This window comes from Bernardetia aquimarina (assembly GCF_042180575.1).
In the GTDB taxonomy this organism is placed as follows: Bacteria; Bacteroidota; Bacteroidia; order Cytophagales; family Bernardetiaceae; genus Bernardetia.
The window spans coordinates 1,207,600-1,227,837 of sequence record NZ_CP170094.1 but is presented as its reverse complement, the minus strand read 5'-3'; the positions used below and the strand labels follow the sequence as shown (position 1 = coordinate 1,227,837).

The 20,238-nt window shown below is 31.1% G+C and carries 18 protein-coding genes; 13 read left to right on the top strand and 5 right to left on the bottom strand.

Annotation, left to right across the window (positions count from 1 at the left end; all coding sequences use genetic code 11):
• Window positions 1–534: 534 nt before the first annotated feature.
• Both ACE193_RS05125 and ACE193_RS05120 read right to left on the bottom strand, forming a co-directional pair.
• A complete protein-coding gene (locus ACE193_RS05125; RefSeq protein WP_375561931.1) occupies window positions 535–1,656 on the bottom strand; it encodes a hypothetical protein in 1,122 nt (373 codons plus the stop codon).
• A gap of 50 nt (window positions 1,657–1,706) precedes the next feature.
• Window positions 1,707–2,915, bottom strand: coding sequence for a Na/Pi symporter (locus ACE193_RS05120; RefSeq protein WP_375561930.1), 1,209 nt, complete (start codon window positions 2,913–2,915; stop codon window positions 1,707–1,709).
• Window positions 2,916–3,103: 188 nt separating this feature from the next.
• Between ACE193_RS05120 and ACE193_RS05115 the strand changes: the two genes are divergently transcribed.
• The 9 genes from ACE193_RS05115 to ACE193_RS05075 all read left to right on the top strand — a co-directional run bounded on the left by ACE193_RS05115 (window position 3,104) and on the right by ACE193_RS05075 (window position 12,679).
• Window positions 3,104–3,820 (top strand): SAM-dependent methyltransferase, encoded by a 717-nt coding sequence (locus ACE193_RS05115; RefSeq protein ID WP_375561929.1) that lies wholly within the window; start codon window positions 3,104–3,106, stop codon window positions 3,818–3,820.
• Window positions 3,821–4,015: 195 nt separating this feature from the next.
• On the top strand, window positions 4,016–4,624 hold the full coding sequence (locus ACE193_RS05110) for an outer membrane beta-barrel protein (RefSeq protein WP_375561928.1): 609 nt from the start codon (window positions 4,016–4,018) through the stop codon (window positions 4,622–4,624).
• Between the two features lie 248 nt (window positions 4,625–4,872).
• On the top strand, window positions 4,873–5,442 hold the full coding sequence (locus ACE193_RS05105) for a pentapeptide repeat-containing protein (RefSeq protein WP_375561927.1): 570 nt from the start codon (window positions 4,873–4,875) through the stop codon (window positions 5,440–5,442).
• Between the two features lie 162 nt (window positions 5,443–5,604).
• Window positions 5,605–6,147: a hypothetical protein gene (locus ACE193_RS05100; protein ID WP_375561926.1), complete on the top strand. Its 543-nt coding sequence runs from the start codon at window positions 5,605–5,607 to the stop codon at window positions 6,145–6,147.
• A gap of 63 nt (window positions 6,148–6,210) precedes the next feature.
• Entirely contained in the window at window positions 6,211–7,299 is a 1,089-nt protein-coding gene (locus ACE193_RS05095) for an ISAs1 family transposase (RefSeq protein ID WP_375558711.1), read from the top strand.
• 535 nt (window positions 7,300–7,834) lie between these two features.
• On the top strand, window positions 7,835–8,467 hold the full coding sequence (locus tag ACE193_RS05090; protein WP_375561925.1) for a biliverdin-producing heme oxygenase: 633 nt from the start codon (window positions 7,835–7,837) through the stop codon (window positions 8,465–8,467).
• Between the two features lie 56 nt (window positions 8,468–8,523).
• Window positions 8,524–10,932, top strand: coding sequence for an ATP-binding protein (locus ACE193_RS05085; RefSeq protein ID WP_375561924.1), 2,409 nt, complete (start codon window positions 8,524–8,526; stop codon window positions 10,930–10,932).
• Between the two features lie 135 nt (window positions 10,933–11,067).
• Window positions 11,068–11,496, top strand: coding sequence for a response regulator (locus tag ACE193_RS05080; protein WP_375561923.1), 429 nt, complete (start codon window positions 11,068–11,070; stop codon window positions 11,494–11,496).
• A 46-nt stretch (window positions 11,497–11,542) separates the two neighbouring features.
• A complete protein-coding gene (locus ACE193_RS05075; protein WP_375561922.1) occupies window positions 11,543–12,679 on the top strand; it encodes an ATP-binding protein in 1,137 nt (378 codons plus the stop codon).
• Between the two features lie 184 nt (window positions 12,680–12,863).
• Here ACE193_RS05075 and trxA read toward each other — a convergent pair whose 3' ends face one another.
• On the bottom strand, window positions 12,864–13,175 hold the full coding sequence (trxA, locus tag ACE193_RS05070) for a thioredoxin (protein ID WP_375561921.1): 312 nt from the start codon (window positions 13,173–13,175) through the stop codon (window positions 12,864–12,866).
• 491 nt (window positions 13,176–13,666) lie between these two features.
• Here trxA and ACE193_RS05065 point away from each other — a divergent pair, with 491 nt between their 5' ends.
• Window positions 13,667–15,436 (top strand): S41 family peptidase, encoded by a 1,770-nt coding sequence (locus ACE193_RS05065; protein ID WP_375561920.1) that lies wholly within the window; start codon window positions 13,667–13,669, stop codon window positions 15,434–15,436.
• 72 nt (window positions 15,437–15,508) lie between these two features.
• Here the strand turns inward: ACE193_RS05065 and ACE193_RS05060 are convergent, their stop codons facing one another.
• The gene (locus ACE193_RS05060; protein ID WP_375561919.1) at window positions 15,509–16,003 is read right to left on the bottom strand and encodes a hypothetical protein; all 495 of its coding nucleotides are present in this window, start codon (window positions 16,001–16,003) and stop codon (window positions 15,509–15,511) included.
• 217 nt (window positions 16,004–16,220) lie between these two features.
• Between ACE193_RS05060 and ACE193_RS05055 the strand changes: the two genes are divergently transcribed.
• The 3 genes from ACE193_RS05055 to msrA all read left to right on the top strand — a co-directional run bounded on the left by ACE193_RS05055 (window position 16,221) and on the right by msrA (window position 19,036).
• Window positions 16,221–17,123, top strand: coding sequence for a mechanosensitive ion channel family protein (locus tag ACE193_RS05055; protein WP_375561918.1), 903 nt, complete (start codon window positions 16,221–16,223; stop codon window positions 17,121–17,123).
• A 68-nt stretch (window positions 17,124–17,191) separates the two neighbouring features.
• Window positions 17,192–18,154: a Ppx/GppA phosphatase family protein gene (locus tag ACE193_RS05050; RefSeq protein WP_375561917.1), complete on the top strand. Its 963-nt coding sequence runs from the start codon at window positions 17,192–17,194 to the stop codon at window positions 18,152–18,154.
• Between the two features lie 162 nt (window positions 18,155–18,316).
• A complete protein-coding gene (gene msrA, locus ACE193_RS05045; protein WP_375561916.1) occupies window positions 18,317–19,036 on the top strand; it encodes a peptide-methionine (S)-S-oxide reductase MsrA in 720 nt (239 codons plus the stop codon).
• A gap of 393 nt (window positions 19,037–19,429) precedes the next feature.
• Here msrA and ACE193_RS05040 read toward each other — a convergent pair whose 3' ends face one another.
• Window positions 19,430–20,053: a DUF6992 family protein gene (locus ACE193_RS05040; RefSeq protein WP_375561915.1), complete on the bottom strand. Its 624-nt coding sequence runs from the start codon at window positions 20,051–20,053 to the stop codon at window positions 19,430–19,432.
• Window positions 20,054–20,238: the final 185 nt, after the last annotated feature.

Below are 20,238 nucleotides of genomic sequence, written 5' to 3'. Positions count from 1 at the left end.
AGGAGTTGTATAGCATTTTTTACTACCTATTCTAAATGCTACCAATGTGTAGTTCCTAACGGAACAGAATACAGTTTCTAGCTTCTTAACTTTGCTACCAATATCAAGTTCCTACGGAACAGAAAGGCAAATAAGTGTATTAATGAGCTGTAATTTAACTACCCATGTTACACGCTCCACAAAAATTGTCAGATAACCAATTATTGTTGGTAGAGGTGTCAAAAATGGTAAGAATGGCTATTATTGATATTTCCACCACCAACAAAAACACATATTATCTTTTTATATCACTACCAATAATTTTACCTAGTTACTAGGTTAATCACATCTAAAAATGAAGGTTTTTAGTTGTCAGTAGGGCAACGCACGAAAATAAAATGTGTGATTTTACACTCTTTTTGACCTATTTTTTTAGTTTTAAAATTCAAGCGAGGACGCTTGAATTAGACAAAAACTGGTTTAAGCGTCCTCGCTTGAACTAATTCTTAAAATAAAATTTCGTGTGTTTGCCCTAGTTGTCAGAGTTATTTAGGGCTACCAAAAACTACTTAAAAAGTTAAATAATTCATCTAAAATAGAATCTCCTCTCCATTCGCTAATTAGCCCAACCAAAATCAAACTGACTAATAGTCCAGCAAAAACTTTTAATAAATCAGAACTAATCATTCTCAAAATTCCGATTGTATCTGAGTAGCGTGGATAAAGTGGGTGGTTCAGAATATCTTGCTCTTCATTTAAAATCTCATCTAAATTTCCTTTCTTTTTAGCTTTTTTAGTTTCACTTTTCAGACGAGCTTCAAAAGCAGCTTGCATATTTACACGCAGGTTTATCATCAGTTCTCGTCCTGCCAAAAGACCTACAAAAACCCACGTTGTACTCATCGGAATATCACTCATTTCTTTAAAAACAAATAAAACAATTCCATAAATAAGGTCAATAATAGTAGCCGAACGAATATCCGTCGTGTTGGTTTTGGTAGTAACAATTTTCTGAATATTTCCACCACGACTATAAAAAATATAACCCAACAGACCCACTAACATAAGAGCTGACAAGAAAAATGCAGTAGAAGAAAGCTCATTGCCACGAGGCAAATAAACATAAATATTAGCCAAATCTTGAATCAACCATTGCGACCACAAAAAACCTGTCGAAAGCCATTGCAAGACTGTCCAAATTCTTTTTTCGTTCTTTTTTATTTCTTTTCTTATAAAATTCTCTTCAAAAAATCTACTGATTAGTAAATAAACAACAATAGCAGCACCAAAAGCAACTAAATATCCCAAGGCTGATTTGGTAACCATACTTTGAATATTTTTGGTAGCAAAAACACTCAAAACCAAAAAGGTCGTGCTGACAGGAATCCCAAAACGAGTAATAATCATCAACACTAAAGGAGGCAAAACGTGCCACCATTGCAATACTTCGGGGAAAGGGATTTTATTAAGTCTTCCATACGCTACGCCTTGCCCTGAATACCAACCATAAAAAAGCACACTTATCATAATAATTCCTGTATAAGCCCAAAGCAAGTACCAAGGAGTTTTTCCATTAGAGCTTATAAATGTTCCTAATGTTTGGATTACATCATTGCCTACCACCGAATAGGCTGCAAAACTAAAACCCAAAATCATAAATACGATGTGTAAATCCATTTTTTATGTAGTTATTTTTAAAACTATTAATTAATATATTTTCTTAAAATTTATTTTTTTTTATTCTGAACAAAAGAGGAATCTTGTTGTGTGTCAGTTGTACTTATTTTTTGCAAATCTAAATCATTATGCTGAAAAGAACTATAAATCATTCCAAAAGGAAGAACAAAAAACACAACTAACAAATAAGCTAAGGCACTACTTCGATTATTCATAGCAGCCATTCCCAAACGCTGTGCAAGAGAAATAGGAATTTGTCTCATAAAAGGAATAATCAAGAAAATTATAGCACCAACAAGATTGAATAAAATATGCACAAGTGCAATCGTAATAGCTGCTTCTGACTTAAATAAAGCTGCCAAAAGTGTAGTGAGTGTAGTGCCAATATTTGCACCGACAATAAAAGGAAAGGCTTTTTGAATATTTACTTTGCGAGTAGCAACCAAAGGAACAACTAAAGAAGTCGTAACCGAACTAGACTGAATGGCTGCCGTTGTGATAAATCCCCAGCTAAAAGATTTCCAAATACTTCCAAAGAAAAGCTCATGCATCTGTTGTCTTTGCTTTCCTATCATTTGTTCTTTTAAAAGGTTGATAAACAAGCGAATAGCCAAAAACAAACAAAGAATAGCAAAAATTAGAATCAAAATAGGATAGTCTTCTAATTGTGTTACTATAAAATTAGAAGGAATAGAAATAATAGGAGGAATAAAACTTCCAGAGGTATTTGACAGAGGAAGCAAACCTGTTACAAACTTGGCTAATCCAGATAAAAAATGCGTGTAATATTCTAGTGGAAACAGAATAAGGGCTGTCAAGACATTAAAAAAATCGTGCAAACTAGCTGCTGAAAAGGCTTTTCGGAGTTCCTTCTTTTTCGAAATATGACCCAAAGCAACAATAGCACTTGTAATAGTTGTTCCTACATTTGCACCCATGATGATGGGTGTTGCTGTTTCGATAGTGAGTGCGCCTGCTGCCACGGCTGCTACTACCATCGCTGTAACTGTAGAACTACTTTGCAAAATGGCAGTAATCAAAAGACCTACAAAAATTCCAACAAAAGGATGTGCTGATACCGACAAAATTGTATTTGCTACCCCTTTTCCAAACAAACGGAAAGCACTCATCAACATATCTATCGAAACCAAAAATAAACAAACAATCAATACTGCATATAAGATACGAAGTAGTAACTTTTGCAGATTTGTTTTATTTTCGTTTCTTGGATCAAGATTGTTTTGTAGAGGTAGGTTCAAGATGAATTAAGTATTTTTCGTTTTGCTGTATTTACTTTTTATAAAATATCCCGAATGAGTATTTTATATTTAACTGCAAAGTTAGTGTTTCATTGAACCACTCTTGATACTTATTAAATGAACGATTTGTTAAGTTTAGTTTATCTTTGTGTTATTTTATTATTTTTCAGTAGCAATTAGCATATAAAATGAAAATATATTTAATTCCAATTTGGTTAGAAGAAGGAAATAAAGAAAGTCTTTCAGAAGAAATTCCAATGATTATTCGGCAAACAAAGTATTTTTTGGTAGAAAATTTACGAACAGCAAGGCGTTTTATTTCTGCTCTAAAATTAGGAGTTGTGATAGATGATTTGGTTCTTTTTCAGTTGGATAAAAAAACAACAAAAGCAGAACTAGAAAACTACTTCAAAAAAATTCCTGCAAGAGATGGAAATAATGAACCAACAAAAATTGGAATTATGTCAGAAGCAGGTTGCCCTGGAATTGCAGACCCAGGGGCGTTGGCTATTGAATATGCTCATAAAAATAATATTGAGGTTGTTCCTTTGGTGGGAGCATCTTCTATTTTGCTTGCGTTGATGGCTTCGGGTTTTAATGGGCAAAATTTTGCTTTTCATGGCTATCTTTCTATTGATGCAAATCAACGAAAAAATGAGATTAAGAATTTGGAATCTGAAAGCAAGAAATTGAAACGTACACAGATTTTTATGGAAACCCCTTACCGTAATAATCCTTTATTAAAAGATATTTTGAAAGTTTTGCATCCAAAAACTCAGCTTTGTATTGCTTCAAATATTACGTCTAAAAATCAATTTATTAAGACAAAAATGGTAGGAGAGTGGAAAAAAGAAATTCCTGATTTACACAAAATACCAACTATTTTTGTTTTGTACACTCAATAACTACTTGGTAGGATTGGTAAATGATTTATATGATTTTTATAGTACTGGACATGGGTGCTAAATCATCGGTGGGGACACCGACAATGGCGAGGGGTTTATTTAAAAAGCTTTTTTTTGCCGTTGTTGGTGTCCCCACCAACGACAATATTATGGATGAATATATTTATTTTTATATGAAGTTATAATAATCAAAAAATGAAACAAAATTTACTTTTATTTATTTTGTCTTTGTTCTTTTTCTTGTGTATAAATTCTGCAACTGCACAAATTCTGTCGGCAGGTTTTCTTTCACAAGGGAATTATTCAAGAATACGAAACCTTGAAAATGTACGGCGTTTGGCGTATGGTGCAGGTGGTTTTTTGGAAATAAAATTGAAAGATAACTGGCGCATTGCTCCACAGATTTTTTATAATCAAATTGGAGGAAATATAGGCGAAGAACGCCCAAATGTAATACCTTTGCGATTGCATTATATAGAAAATCAGTATTCACTTTCTTATATTTTTGAAGGAAATTATTGGCATTATCAAGTTTCGGCAGCACTTTCAGCTTCTTATCTTTGGCAGGCAAAGTATGATACTAATCCTAGTTTTAATTTGCGCTGGGCAACTCACGATTTTGATGTCGGCTGGCTCGCAGGTTTTGGTTTTAGATATGAAACAGGAGGCTGGCGATGGTTTTCGGCAGGATTTCGTCATTACTGGGGAAGAAACAGTGTTTTTTTAGATAGATTTGGTTTTGCTGTCCGTAATTCAGTTTTTTCGCTTCGGTTGGCTTATACTTTTCCTTTGAAAATGAGATGAAGAATGGCATAAGGTCGCTCGTGGGACACCATGTCTGTCAAGCTAACAATGAAAACAGGGTAAAACCCTATCGATTACCCACATGTTTTTTAAACGTAAAAAAATAGCAAAATGTAGTGTATTTGGTAGGTTAAAGACTTGCCTTTGACTGTATTTGCATTTCTATCAAACTAAAAATACCTACTTAACAAGTCAAAGGCAAGTTTTTGACCTACAAATTTCACAAGCAATATTTAAACAAAAAAATTATGTCAAATTATTTCGAATCAAAAACGTTTGAAAACAAAGATTTCACACAAAATGAATTGCCAAAAGGCGAATATGAAGAGTGTGATTTTCGAAATTGTATTTTTACGGATAGCAATTTATCAGGAATTACTTTTATAGGGTGTAGCTTCCAAAGCTGTGATTTGAGTAATGCAAAAATAGGAAATACCTCATTTCAAGAAACAAATTTCTTTGATTGCAAACTTCTAGGACTTCAATTTTCAGATTGTAACACTTTTTTGCTTTCTCTACATTTTGAAGATTGTGTACTTGATTTTTCTTCTTTCTATCAGCTAAATCTCAAACTTTCTAAATTCAAAAACTCTATGCTCAAAGAAGTAGATTTTACAGAAAGTAATCTCAACAATGTATCTTTTCAAGACTGTGAACTTGCAGGCGCAGTATTCGAAAATACAACTTTAGAAGGTGCAGACTTCCGAAGCGCAACTAATTATTCTATCAATCCTGCAAAAAATAGAATTAAAAAAGCAAAATTTTCAAGTCATGGAATAAGAGGACTTTTAGATAGCTATGATATTTTGATTGAGTAAGCTGATGGGAGGCATAACAAGTTGTAGCAGGAGAATGAAAAATGTACAGCAGGATGCCGAATACATATTCCTCATTTGCTAGGAAGCAAGTGAGAGCTTTTTGTATCTTGTGAGGGACAGCTAGTGAAGTAACAGACGTAACAGAAACAATTAATCCAAACGATGAATAAAAAGAAATTTTGTTTTTTAGTGCTATTTCAATTTTTCATATTCAGTAATGTTTTAGCAAAAGATTACTATTTTACCGATATGTTTGGAAATGAAATAGACTATATTTATGCCAATGTAAATAATTACCTATCCATAAAAACAAGAGATAACAGCCCTGTTTTTTATTTAGGATGCTCTGCAATATGTTTTTACAATCAAGGCGAAATAAAAGTCAATCCTAAATCTGTTAGTAAAATATCTTTTTATGTAATTTTAGAACGTGACATTTATCAAGATAATATAAAAACAGATACACTTACTATAGAAGTAAAGTATCCATTTCACAATTTTGAAATTAATGTTTTATTTGAAGATACTATTCCAAAATTGAAGTACAACACTAGTGTAAAATTTAATTTACATTTCGATGAGAGATATAAATATCTTACAAAATTTGAGGAAAATATTTTCTTTGTTTCATATATACACTATACACTAGACAAACGTAAAGTTTGTGTTGTGATAAATAGAAAAAGTTACTACGAGTCAGACTAAACGCACTATAAAATTAATAAAAAAGAGTTAATTTTCGTTCTCACTTTTAATTTTTTCTCTTTTATGGTCAGTTTAAGCTCTTATTTATCAGAAGTTCCTGATTTTCGTAGGCAAAATAAAAATTACTTGCACAATTTGCAGGATATTTTGCTTTTAAGTGTATGTGCTATTTTTCATGGTGCAGATGGTTATGAAGAAATAGCCGATTTTGGTATTGAGAAAAAGGAATTTTTACAAAATTTTCTACGTTTGCCTAACGGAATTCCTTCCCATGATACTATACGTAGAGTTTTTTTACACTTAGATAGTGCTTTTTTTAATAGTTGTTTTATGGATTGGATTTCAGCTTGCATTAAAGATTTAGGTTTACCTTATCAGCAAATTAGTGTGGATGGAAAAGCTCTTCGGGGTAGTAAAACGGGGATTTATTTAGTTAGTGCTGTTGCTAGTGAACTAGGTTTGAGTTTAGGACAGGTTCAAGTAGAAGAAAAAAGTAATGAAATTACGGCTATTCCAGCTCTTTTAGGAATGCTTTATTTGAAAGGATATGTTGTTTCTTTAGATGCTATGGGAACACAACAAGCGATTGCTCAACAGATTATAGAGAAAGAAGGAGATTATTTTTTAGCCCTAAAAGGAAACCAAAAACATCTTTTAGAGCAAACAGAGCTTACTTTTAAAGTAGAAAAGGCTGATGATATATTTGAGACACAAGATTGGTCAGCAAGTGCTAATCAAGTAGTAGAATATAAAGTAGAGGTAAGTTCAAACTGTAAATGGATAGAAAATCTAGCTAATTGGTTAGGTTTAGTAACTTTAATAAAATTAACTACAAATAGCTCATTACGAGGAGAACATATACGCTATTATATCTCAAGTATTAAAAATTTGAGTGCAAAACAAGCCTATAAATTAGCTAGAGGGCATTGGGCAATAGAAAATAAATTACATTGGCAACTAGACGTTATTTTAAAAGAAGACGAAAAAAGAAACCGAAAAGACAATTCAGTTCATAATTTAGCACTAGTCAGAAAAATAATACTAAATGCTGCTAAAATGTATGAAACTAAACTTAGCACTAAAAAAATGATGAATAAAATTAATTGGAATACAAGCTATGCTGAACAACTTTTTACCAAAATGTTCATTTAATAGTGCGTTTAGTCTGACTACGAGTATGAATTATTGTTTTCTGATGAAGTTTTTCGATATAAAAATGAAAATATTTATCTCAATATAATACCTTTTGCAAGAGAAAAAAATACTCTAGAACCAATTTTACATAGGGAAGTTCAACAGGTAATAGAAGTAGAGAAGAGAGAGTAGCCTTGTTGATTGTAACCCCTCCAAGTTGATTTAATTCTGTGATTCCAACGTGGTAAAATTTAGTAAAAATATAATTTTTAGGGTTTGGTATTGTCTTTTTTTATGTTTTGAAATCATGTTGTAGGAAGTTTATTAACTACGATTTATTCAGTACAGCAACTTTTAAGTCAGCATAGCTAAATCTTCAGGTTTGCGAGTGAATAAAAGGAATTTTAGATAGCTATGATATTTTAATTGAGTAACTGTTTTTTTGTTGTGTAACTAAAATAGATTTTGATTAGATATTTGCTAGTTAAAGTTAAACATACTATATTTGTTGTTTAACTAAAGGGTACTATTTTTTAAACTTCTATTTTTTTTGATGTCTATTTTACAAACTGTCCGAACAGCTACTCGTTCGAAGCATGATTTAATGGAAAACTTGATTGGTTCAGACCGTTTGAGTATTTTTTCTATTGAAGATTATAACTTACTATTAAGTACAAATTATCTGTTTCATTCGCATTTAGAAGCCAAAGTAAGAATATTTTTATCAACACTAGACCAAAAAAAGCAACAAGAACCACAGGAAAAACAACTCATCAAACTCAATTTTAAAGAGCGTGTAAAGGCAATTTCTTTAGAACAAGAATTAAAACATATTTTGCCCCTTTCAACATTTGAAAAATTAAAATCTCTTCCTAATACCATTTATTTTTTAGATTATTACTCACTTTTGGGGCATGTATATGTTGCAGAGGGTTCAATGTTGGGAGGCAAAATGATGCACAAAGTTTTATCTCAAAATACTCATATAAATAAAGTTACAAGATTTGAATTCTTCAAAAATTATCAACATAAAACGTTAGAGCTTTGGAAGGATTTTAAAGAGTTAGTAGTAGAAGGTTGTACTTCTGAACAACAAAAGGAACATTTTTTAGATGGTGCAGAAAAATCATATATGTATTTTGAAAAGGCATTTTATCAAGCCAAAAACATTTTACAACAAGAATGATTAATAAATTGTATTTCTAAATCTAATTTTAATGTTTATAACTTACTTTTTTCTGTATGTCGAATCTCTCTGAAAATGAATTAAAAACAGCCATTGAAAACTGTGCGAAAGAACCTATTGCTCGTTTGGGTTTCATCCAACCTCATGGTTTTTTGATTCTTTTTTCAGAACAAATGAAAGTTTTGGGCGTAAGTCAGAATCTAACAGAACAAATAAAATATAATTTTGATGAAATTATAAATACATCTATTTCTAAGTTATTGGGAAATAGACAAACCAAATTTTTGAAAAATAAAATAAAAAATGTTGATTTAGAAGATGAAGCTTCCTATTATAAAGCGATTAGTCCATTACATTTTTTCTTGAAAGTAAATAATGAAAAAATGTCTTTTGATGGAGTCATTCATAAAAATAGACATGATTTTGTATTAGAATTAGAACCTATAAATGTTGAAATAAATGAAATACCGAAAGATAATTTTTATCAAATCAACAAAAAATCAATCATTCGTTTTCAATATTCGCATAAACTCACTGAATTATATAAAATTATTGTAGAAGAAATCCAAACGATTACAGGCTTTGATAGAGTCATGCTTTATAAGTTTAATAAGGAATATGATGGACAAATTATAGCTGAAGTAAAAAAGGAAAGTATGGATGCTTTTTATGATTTATGGTTTCCTTCAACAGATATTCCTAAGCAAGCTAGAGATTTGTATCTCAAAAATCTACTTCGTTTGATTGTTGATGTAAATTATACACCATCTCCTATTTTATTAGAAAACTCTATCAATCATGAGGCTTTAGATTTGACTTATTCTACGCTTAGAAGTGTTTCGCCTGTTCATATCGAATATCTCAAAAATATGGGTGTGGGTGCATCTATGTCTATTTCGATTGTTATTGATGGAAAATTGTGGGGACTTATTTCTTGTCATCATAATTCTGCGAAAAAGGTAGATTATTCTACTCGTATGACAGCCGAATTTTTTGCTCAACTGGTATCTTTACAGATAGAAAGACTTGAAAAAAATGAAATTCAATATGATAAATTAGAAAAACAAACGCTTTCAGAAGGAATTATCGAATCATTGAATGAAGAAAAGAATGTATATACAGGACTTATCAAAAAGGGAAATTCATTTTTAAAATTAACGAATGCTGATGGTTTTGCTGTTTTGACTGGAGATACCCAAGAGAAAAATATTTTGAAACTAGGAATTACACCAGAGAGCAAACAAATTTTAGAAATCAAAGACTGGTTGGAGCTAAATTATCCAAAAGATATTTTTTATTCTAACTGTATTAAAGAAGACATACCAACCATAAAAATACCTGCAACTTTATGTTCTGGAATTTTGAGTGTATCTATTTCAAGCGAAGATAATAGCCGTGTAATTTGGTTTAGAAAAGAGTTGCAACAGAATATTAGTTGGGGTGGAAAACCTCAGAAAGTGGTACTAAAGGAAGAAGATAAATTTGTATTAAAACCTAGAAATTCGTTTGCCAAATGGAATCAAAGTGTAGAATTTCAGTCAGAAAAATGGACAGCATCAGAAAGAGAAATAGCTAAAGCCATTCAATCCAAAATTTTCTATATTATTACTCAAAATATGAATGAATATAGAGAAGAATTAAGACGAAAAGAACTAGAACAGCAAGTACAAATTCGTACAGAAGAGCTTACCACTACCAACGAAAAACTAAATACAGAAATACAAACAAGAGAAAAAATAGCCTATCAACTAAAGGAAGGAATGAGACTTTTGGAGCTTACCAATAAAGAATTAGAACATTTTGCGTATGTCGCTTCTCACGATTTGCAAGAGCCTTTGAGAGCTATTTCTAGTTTTAGTCAGCTTTTAGAAAAGCGTTATAAAGGACAATTAGATGAAAAAGCAGATATGTATATTGGTTTTATTATTGAAGGTTCGAATAGAATGAAAAATCTGATTATGGATTTGTTGCAATATTCAAGATTACACCGAAACGAAACACCTCATAAAAAAGTAAACTTGAGTCAAATCTATCAGAATGCTATCAAAAACTTAACTCTTCAAATAGAAGAAACCAATGCAAAAATAGAATTACAAAATGAATTGCCGACTTCTCATTTAATGGGAAATGAAACAAAATTAACTCAACTTTTTCAAAATATTATAGGAAATGCAATAAAATATCGTTCGGAAAAAACGCCTCTTGTAGATGTTTCTTGCCTAGAAAAGAAAAATCATTTTGAGTTTACAATATCAGATAATGGAATCGGAATTGACCCACGATTTGCTGATAGAATCTTTATTTTGTTTCAACGTTTGCACACAAAAGAAGAGTATGCAGGAACTGGAATTGGTCTTGCTTTATGTCAAAAAATAGTAGAACAACATGGAGGCGAAATTTGGCTAGACACTCAAAAAAGTAAGTTTGGAGAAGGAACAATGCTACATTTTACACTCAAAAAATAAAAATCAAACTAAGAAAATACTATTTTCATAAATGGTATTTATGCAATATAAAACAAAACAAAACAAAGATAGTTGTTTCTTGTTTATCTATTCATCAAACAACTTACTTACAAATTATAACAAAAAACAAAAACTATGAAACCCATCAAAATTCTTTTAGTAGAAGATAATTTGGCTGATACGGTTCTTATTCAAGAAAGTTTATTGGAAAGCAAACTCAATCTTGATATTGATACTGTCATTGATGGCGAAAAAGCAATGAATTATCTTTATGAAAATCTAAATAATGACAAAGAAAGGTTACCTGATTTAATTATTTTGGATTTGAATATGCCTCGTAAAGATGGAAGAGAAGTATTAAAGGAAATTAAAGAACATGAAGAGTTACGTCTTATTCCTGTCGTGATTATGACTACTTCTGAAAATGAAGAAGATGTAAAGTTTGCTTATAAGAATCACGCAAATAGCTATATTAGTAAGCCTGTTGATATGGAACAGTTTACCAAAATTGTATCTTCTATAAATAATTTTTGGCTTACCATAGTAAAATTGCCAAATTCCTAAATCATAAAAATTGACTTATAAATTGGAGCAATAAACATTTATCCCAATGAATCCAACTTTGAATAAAATACATATTTTATTGATAGAAGATAATAAGGCTGATCAGTTTCTTATGCAAGAAATTTTAGAAAAGACTACATTTCCTGTCAAAAATTTAACCACAGCAGATACTCTTGCTAGTGGATTAGAAGAACTCAAAACAAAAAAAATAGATTTAGTATTTTTAGATTTATCGTTGCCTGATAGTCATGGATTGGAAACGTGCAAGACAATTACAGAAGATTATTATGGAGTACCAATTATTGTTCTGACAGGACTTAATGATGTTCACGTTGGTTTGGAAGCTATTTCTTTAGGAGCTGCCGACTATATCGTAAAAGGAACATTGGATGAATTTGGAATGGAAAGAGCTATTTTGTATGCTTTGCAACGCAACGAAACGCAAAAGCAGATGACCAAAACGATGGATATGCTTAGAGGCTACAATCAAAAGCTGGAACAATTTGCTCACATTATTTCTCATGACCTTATGTCGCCTATTGTCTCTATAAAAGCTTCTATTCAACTTTATGAATTAGAAAAAAAACATAATGATTTGACACAAACACCTGAAGAAGTGATGCAAGAAGTCAATGAAGGAGTGGACAAATTACACACAAAATTAAAATCCCTTGTAAAAACACTTGTAGAACAACAAACCTCAGGTTCTAAATTTGATACTATTGAATTATCTAGTTTTACCAGAAAGGTAATTCAAGATATGAGAAATATTTATAATGAACCTAATATTGATATCGAAGTAGATTTGACAGACGAACAAACCATTTCTTTTGTTCCTGATTTGATGTATAGTATTATGCAAAATTTACTTTCAAATGCTATAAAATATCGCTCTCCCAAACGCAAACCCAAAATAAAAATTTGGGCAGAACCACAAGAAGAATATTACTGTTTGAATATAGAAGATAATGGAATTGGAATTGACTTAGAAACCCATAAAAGTCGTCTTTTTGGTATGTTTCAGCGTTTGCATGAGGATAATATGGATGTAGAAGGAAGAGGAATTGGACTCCATTTAGTCCGAAATATTGTATATAGTAATGGAGGAAAAATAGATGTAGAAAGTAAAGTAGATGAAGGAACTACTTTTTCAATATGCCTACCTAGAGAACCAAAGTTTTAAAAACAAAAAACTCCTTTTTTACACTAAAGTAGAAAAGGAGTTTTTGGAGGTATTACATAAAGTATGATATTTCTTCATACTCTTTCTGTGGGTTAAATTATTGTCGGTGGAGACACCGACAATGGCAAAAAATAGCCGTTGTTGGTGTCCCCACCAACGACAAAATTTACAACCCCACCATATTTTATTTTACCAAATGAGGTTCTACCATTGAGCGAAGAGCTGCCAAAGGCATCATTCCCGACTGGCGAGAAACGGCTTCTCCATTCTTAAAAACAATAAAAGTAGGAATTCCACGTACATTGAAAGTAGAAGCAACGGCAGGATTTGTATCTACATTAATCTTGATTACTTTTACTTTTTCTCCCATTTCAGAAGAAAAATCAGTAATTACAGGAGTCATGGCTTGACAAGGACCACACCAATCGGCATAAAAATCTACTAAAACAGGTGTGTCAGATTGAATAATATCTTGAAATGATGGTTTAACGTCCATAATAGTTAGTTATTTTGAGGTTTTGAATTTAATTTTTTAAAGTTGAAAAAATGAGCTGAAAATTTGATTTAAAATTAAGTTATACAAACATATCAACATTTATTCATATATACGTTTTTCTCTTAGAAAGGTTTTGACTTTCTAAACTATTCTTCTATTCAAATGATTAAAAGTCTATCAAAAAACTAGAATAAACAGAATGTAGTACGTTTTTTACTATCCGTTAAATCTTATTAAAACCATTCATAAATTTCCTCTGTTCTCTTTTTTGAGCAAAATATGAGTTATCTTAGTAAGGTTATTGTCTTTATTAATAAATTAATTTTTTACAGCAGGTTGTTTTTCAACAAGTTTAGTTAATTTTGAATTTATTTATGAAAATGAATATAAAAATGAAATTAGATAGTTTTAGCTGCATTATAGCGTACTATTTGTAGCAGCAAAGTAATTTAAAGAATAAATCATTACAAAAAATTTTATAGCATAGTTTTATGTCAGAAAGTAATTCAGGATCTTCTAGTGATTCTTCTAATGAGCGTCTTATTTACACACGTTCTACTCCGAAAGAAAATCAAGCAAGAACAAAGTCAAATCCGAATCCCTCTGTTTTGGCTTCTCAAATCAAATTACCAATTTTTACAGCTATTGCTTTGGGAGTAGGGCTGATTTTTGGCGCACGTTTTTTTGGAGGACAAGATAATTCTTTTTCATCTGCTCTCACAGGTTTGCAAACAGAAGAAAGTGCTTCTGACCAAGCCAAAAAAATGCGTCAAGTACTTTCCTATATTGAAGATTATTATGTAGATACAGTTAATTTGACTGATATTACCGACCATGCTATCAGCGAAATGTTATCCAAACTTGATCCTCATACAAGTTATATTCCTGCAAAAGATGTAGAAATAATGAACTCTCAACTGGAAGGAGATTTTGAAGGAATAGGTGTTGAATTTGTTCTTTTTGAGGATACCATTCAAGTCATTATGCCAGTTCCGAATAGTCCATCTTCAAGGGCAGGAATAGAAGCAGGTGATAGAATCATAAAAGTAGATGAAACGCCAGTAGCAAATGTAAAAATTGATAATCGAAAAGTTTTTGATTTGTTGCGTGGAAAGAAAAATTCGAAAGTAAATCTGACCGTTTTTCGTCCCTATCAAAATAAAGAATTGACCTTGACAGTTGAGCGTGGTACAATTCCGACAAGTACAGTAGAAGTAGGTTATATGCTTACTTCAAAGACAGGCTATATCAAAGTTTCTCGTTTTGGAATGAATACTTTTAAAGAATTCGAAACGCAATTAAACAAGCTTTTGCGTGAAGGAATGAAAGATTTAGTTTTGGATTTGCGTGGAAATCCAGGGGGGTATATGGATCAAGCAGTCAAAATGGTAGATGAGCTTTTGGCAGGAAAAGAAATGATTGTTTATACAGATGGTAAAAAAGGACGTTTTGATAGTGAAGAAAAAGCGCACCGAAAAGGAGATTTTGAAGAAGGAGCAGTAATTGTTTTGTTAGATGAAGGAAGTGCTTCGGCTTCTGAAATTGTGGCTGGTGCATTGCAAGATAATGATAGAGCTTTGATTGTGGGAAGGCGTTCGTTTGGAAAAGGATTGGTTCAGAAACCAATTACACTTCGTGATGGTTCGGAGATGCGTCTTACGATTTCAAGATATTATACACCGAGTGGCAGAAGTATTCAAAAACCATACAGCGACACAACAGATTATAGTTTGGAAATAATGGAGCGTTACACAAATGGTGAATTATATCACGCTGACAGTTCGAAAATGAATACAGAAAAGAAATACAAAACGATTCATGGAAGAACAGTTTATGGAAGTGGTGGAATAATGCCTGATATTTTTGTTCCCAGAGACACATCTTATTTTACACCTTTTGTAGATTCGCTTTACTCCAAAAATGTCGTTAGAAATTGGACAAGCACTTATTATAATATCAACAAAGAAAAATTTAAAGTGATGAAACTAGAAAGTTTTATTGCCAATTTTACGATTGATAAAAACTTAGAAAATGACTTTTTAAAATTTGCTGCAACAAAAGGAGTAGTTTTCAATAATGCAGAATATCAAATTTCAAGAGCTTTTATTTTAAATCAATTAAAGGCAAGTTTAGGAAAACTAGGTTGGCAAAATGAAGGCTATTATCCTATAACCAATCAAGAAGATAAAGAAATAAAAGTCGCCTTAGAGAGTCTTGGAAAGGCAGAAGAATTGAAAAAATATTATTTGATAAAAGAATAATTTTGAGTTCATTAGAGTAGCCGATAGCTTCCAAGCTGTCGGCTTTTTTTATGTTCTTTAGTTATGAAAAAATTATTCCAATGTTTTGAGAAGTTCCCATTTATCATATTCTTCTTCCATTTCTTCATAGATTTCTTTTCCATAAAATTCTACTTTATTGTCTTTTTTGATAGCATAAAAATTTTCTCCTGCACCTGCCCACCAACATTTACATGCCCAAACTGCATCAGTTGGTACTTTCATAGATTCATACTCTTCTTTTTCGGCTATATTACAGTTTGTGGCTCTAGTAAGCTCTGTATCTTTTCCATTTATCGTTACTTTAATTGTGCTTTCAGTTCCATTAATATCATCTTCTACATTCGAAATTGCAAAGGTAACTTCCATTTCTTGTTTTTCTTCTGCAATTCTGATTTCTTGATTTTGAGTGGTATCTGCTTCTGATGTTTCTTTATTAGAATTTACATTTGATTGGCAAGAAAAAAGACTCAAAGAACAAAAAATAAAACAGGAAAATAGAGATGTAAAATACAACTGTTTTGATAATACTAAATAATTGATTTTCATAAGAATTAAATTTAAGTAAAAAGATTGAGATAAAGTAAGATAGATATGATGCTTTTCAAAAATACATTTTTTTGACTGAAACTTGAAATTGAAATTTATTTGGACAAAATATTTATTCAAACAATCTACATTAAAGAGCTGTTTAATTTTTGCTATTTTGTTCATAATTAGTGCAAAATAAACTATTTTTTCAACTTATATTTTTGCTTTTTTATCTATGGATATTACTAAAGAACTTCACGAAAAACTTCTTCTTTATTGGGAAATACTCATCGAAAGTATTCCCAAAATTGCCCTTTCACTTATCGTAACAACTGTTTGTATCCTTTTAGCTATCGGAATAACAAAAGTGTTTCGAAGAAAAATGATGCAAAAAGCAGAGAACAAATTGGTAGTTGATTATGTAGTTCGACTTGTCAAGTTTTTGCTTATTCTAGCAGGAGTTATTCTAGGATTGCATACGATGGGACTTACAGGAATAGCAGGAGGACTTTTGGCTGGTGCAGGTGCAGGAGCCGTAATTTTAGGTTTTGCTTTTAAAGAAATTGGAGAAAATTTTTTGGCAGGAGTTATTTTAGTTTTTGACCGTCCTTTCAATTTGGGAGATACAGTTACTGTTGAGGGAAATATGGGGAAAATAGTTTCTCTTAATTTCAGAACGACACAAATGAAAACTTTTGATGGGCGTGATGTCTATATTCCTAATATTTTGGTCATCACAAATGAAGTATATAATCACACACAAGACGGCTTTTTGCGCTTAGATTTTTTGATAGGAATTGATTATGATGACGATATAAAAGAGGCTATAAAAGGAATCACAGAAATTGTAAATGCAAATCCAGAAGTGTTACAGAATGAAAAAACACTTGTTTTGATAGATGAATTTGCAGCCAGTACCGTAAATTTGAAAGTGATGTTTTGGGTAAATACTTTAGATTATAAAGTTTCGGCACTAGAAACCAAAACAGAAATTATGCGAACGGTCAAAAATTTTCTTCTTGAAAACAAATTTGGTCTTCCAGCTAATATTCAAGAAATCAAGATGTATAAACCCGAGCCTATTCCTGTCATCATTAAAAAAGAAAGTGATACAATTTCTTTCAAAAAAGACAACTAATTTGCTTATAATCGCATAATTACTACAAATAATTAGTAAAAACCATCAAAATCTGTTTTCTTTGAAGTATGATAATTAATTCCAAAGATTCTTCCTATAATTCTGAACAGGATTTGCGTTTGGCAGCCATCGATATTGGTTCTAATGCCTTGCGTTTGCATATTAGTAGAGTTCGTTTTTCTGATAAAGACGGATTTCCTAGTTTTAAAAGAATAGAACAAGTTCGTTTTCCTCTGCGTTTGGGAACAGATGTTTTTAGTCTTTCTCACGAAATTAGCCCTAAAAATGAAGAGAAATTTTTAGAGGTAATGCACGTTTTTAAAAGTGTAATGGACGTTTTTGAAGTCAATGATTATATGGCATGTGCAACTTCTGCAATGAGAGAAGCCAAAAATGGACAGCAAATTGTTGAGCGTGTCAAAAAAGAAGTCGGAATTCCAATCAATATTATTAGTGGAGATATGGAAGCCGAACTGATTAATAAATCAATTTTAAGCTACGTTTCGACAGATAATTTTGTACATATCGATGTTGGTGGAGGAAGTACAGAAGTAAATATCTATCATAATCTTGAAAAAATAGATGCTCATTCATTTGATATGGGTTCGGTACGTTCTATCACAACAGATAAAAAAACAGCTACCAAAGAATACATCGAAAAAGAAGATAAAACACTTAAAGATTGGATTCAGAAAGCAATAAAACCTCTTTCCACAACTGTAAATGCAGTCGGAACAGGAGGAAATATCAATAAACTCTATGACCTTTCTAAAAATTCAAAAAGTGGTAAATTATTGACTATAAAAGAAATAGAGCGACTTTATAAAGAACTCAAGAAAAGAAATTACCAAGAACGAATTAGAGATTTTGGTTTGAATGACGATAGAGCCGATGTAATTGTTCCTGCAACCGAAATTTATTTAAAAGTAATGAAGGCAGCCAATATCAAAGAAATTATAATTCCTAAAGTGGGTTTGAGAGAGGGAATTATTCAATATTTATTTGAGAAAAATAATGTGATGCAAGAGTAAAAACTAACTTTTTATCTTAAAAAATAAATTTTAAAGCTAATCTAATTCTATTGTAGGTTAGCTTTTTTTATTCACAAAAAATAATAAATCATCTAACAAAGTCTTGAAAGGGAGTGTTTTAACAAAAAAATACGTATAAGTTTGAAAAATAAAAATAATACAATGAAAAATAAATCAAGACTTCCTTTCTTTCTTTTACTTTTGATGAGCCTGTCAGCTATTTTTGTAAGTGCGTGTGCGCCAAAACAAAATGCTCAAGCAAAAGATTTGAAAGAAGTAAAAGAATCAAATAAAGAACAAACTAAAACAGAAAAAAATATGACAAATATAAATTCCAATTTAGATACAGCTACTTTTGGTGCAGGTTGTTTTTGGTGTATCGAAGCCGTTTTTCAGCGTTTAGAAGGCGTTGATACAGTTATTTCGGGTTATACAGGTGGACAAACAAAAGACCCTAGTTATAAAGAAATCTGTACAGGAACAACAGGACACGCAGAAGTAGCACAAATCACTTACAATCCAGAAGTCATTTCTTTTGATGAATTATTAGAGGTTTTTTGGGCTACACACGACCCAACAACATTAAACAGACAAGGAAATGATGTAGGAACACAATACCGTTCGGCTGTTTTTTATCATAATGACGAGCAAAAAGAAAAAGCAGAGTTTTATCTAAAAAGACTAACTGAAGAAAAGGTTTTTGATAAACCAATCGTTACCGAAATTTCGCCTTTAGGAGTATTTTATGTAGCTGAAAATTATCATCAAAATTATTACAATAATAATAAAACTCAAGGTTATTGTTCTTTTATAATTAGTCCAAAGGTAGATAAACTCAAAAAAGTATTTCCAAACAAATTGAAAAAAGAATATGCAAAATAAGGATAAATACTAAACGGATAAGTAACTGAGCAAAATAAAACATATCTAAAAAAGAATTAGAAAATGGAAATTTAAACTGTCAAGACACCTTTGAGGTGTCAGACAGGTTTTGTTAACCTATAAATAATTTTGCCTAGTTACTTAACTTTCAAAAATTCATCAGGGCAAACGCACGAAAATAAAATGTGTAATTTTATACTCTTTTGACCTATTTTTTAGTTTTAAAATTCAAGCGAGGACGCTTGAATTAGACAAAAACTGGTTTAAGCGTCCTCGCTTGAACCAATTCTTAAAAAATAAAATTTCGTGCGTTTGCCCTAAAAATTCATTGTTTAATTTGATTAAGCAATGAGTTTTTTGTATAAATCATTATAAAAACTGGATATTTCCAACTCAAAAAACATAAGTAACTCTCATTTGATTTGGTGCAAGTGCAATCGAAACAGGAATATCATACAAAACTTTTGACTGATGTTTGTTGAGTGTGTATGCTGTCAAGTCAAAAAGAAACAAAAATCCACCTTGTAAAATCAAAGATTTGCCATATCCTAAAAGTTGATTTGTATTTTTTGTGTTTGTAGAAGTTTTTGCTCGTTCTCGTAGATATAAACCTGTTGCCATATAACCAATATCAATTCCAGTATTGAGTAAAAAAAGAGATTCTGTCGAATGATAGGCTTTCAGAGTTTGAGCATAATTCAAATCAGTGTCTTTCTTAGCAAATAATAAACTACTTCCTGCTAAAGCAAAATTGACAGTATTCCAATAGATATTAAACTGATGGAAGTATTTGTTTTCTCCATTTTCTACTCCTGCTGCCAGTGTTGCGCCACTATATGCAAAATTAGTAACCGACCAACCTCCCAAAACATACATAGAATTTTTTTGAAGAGAAAGACGTTTTTTATTAATTTGAGGTAAATCAATGTCGCTAATTTGAGCAAAAGCAGAAAATGAAATAAAAAAACAACTAAATATCAAGACAAAAAAGATAGAAATACAAAGATAACTTCTCATACTAAAAAGGTAGATTAAGATTAAAAAATGGAATAGCTTTTTGAAACTATTATTCTGTCTAACTTGATAGATATAATTTTAGTTTGAAAAGTAAACTGATTTTATAAATCAAATTACAAACTAAATAATAACTTCTTGATTTATTAGGTAAGTTTTATAAAAACTATTTTCCAAATTTTTAAGAA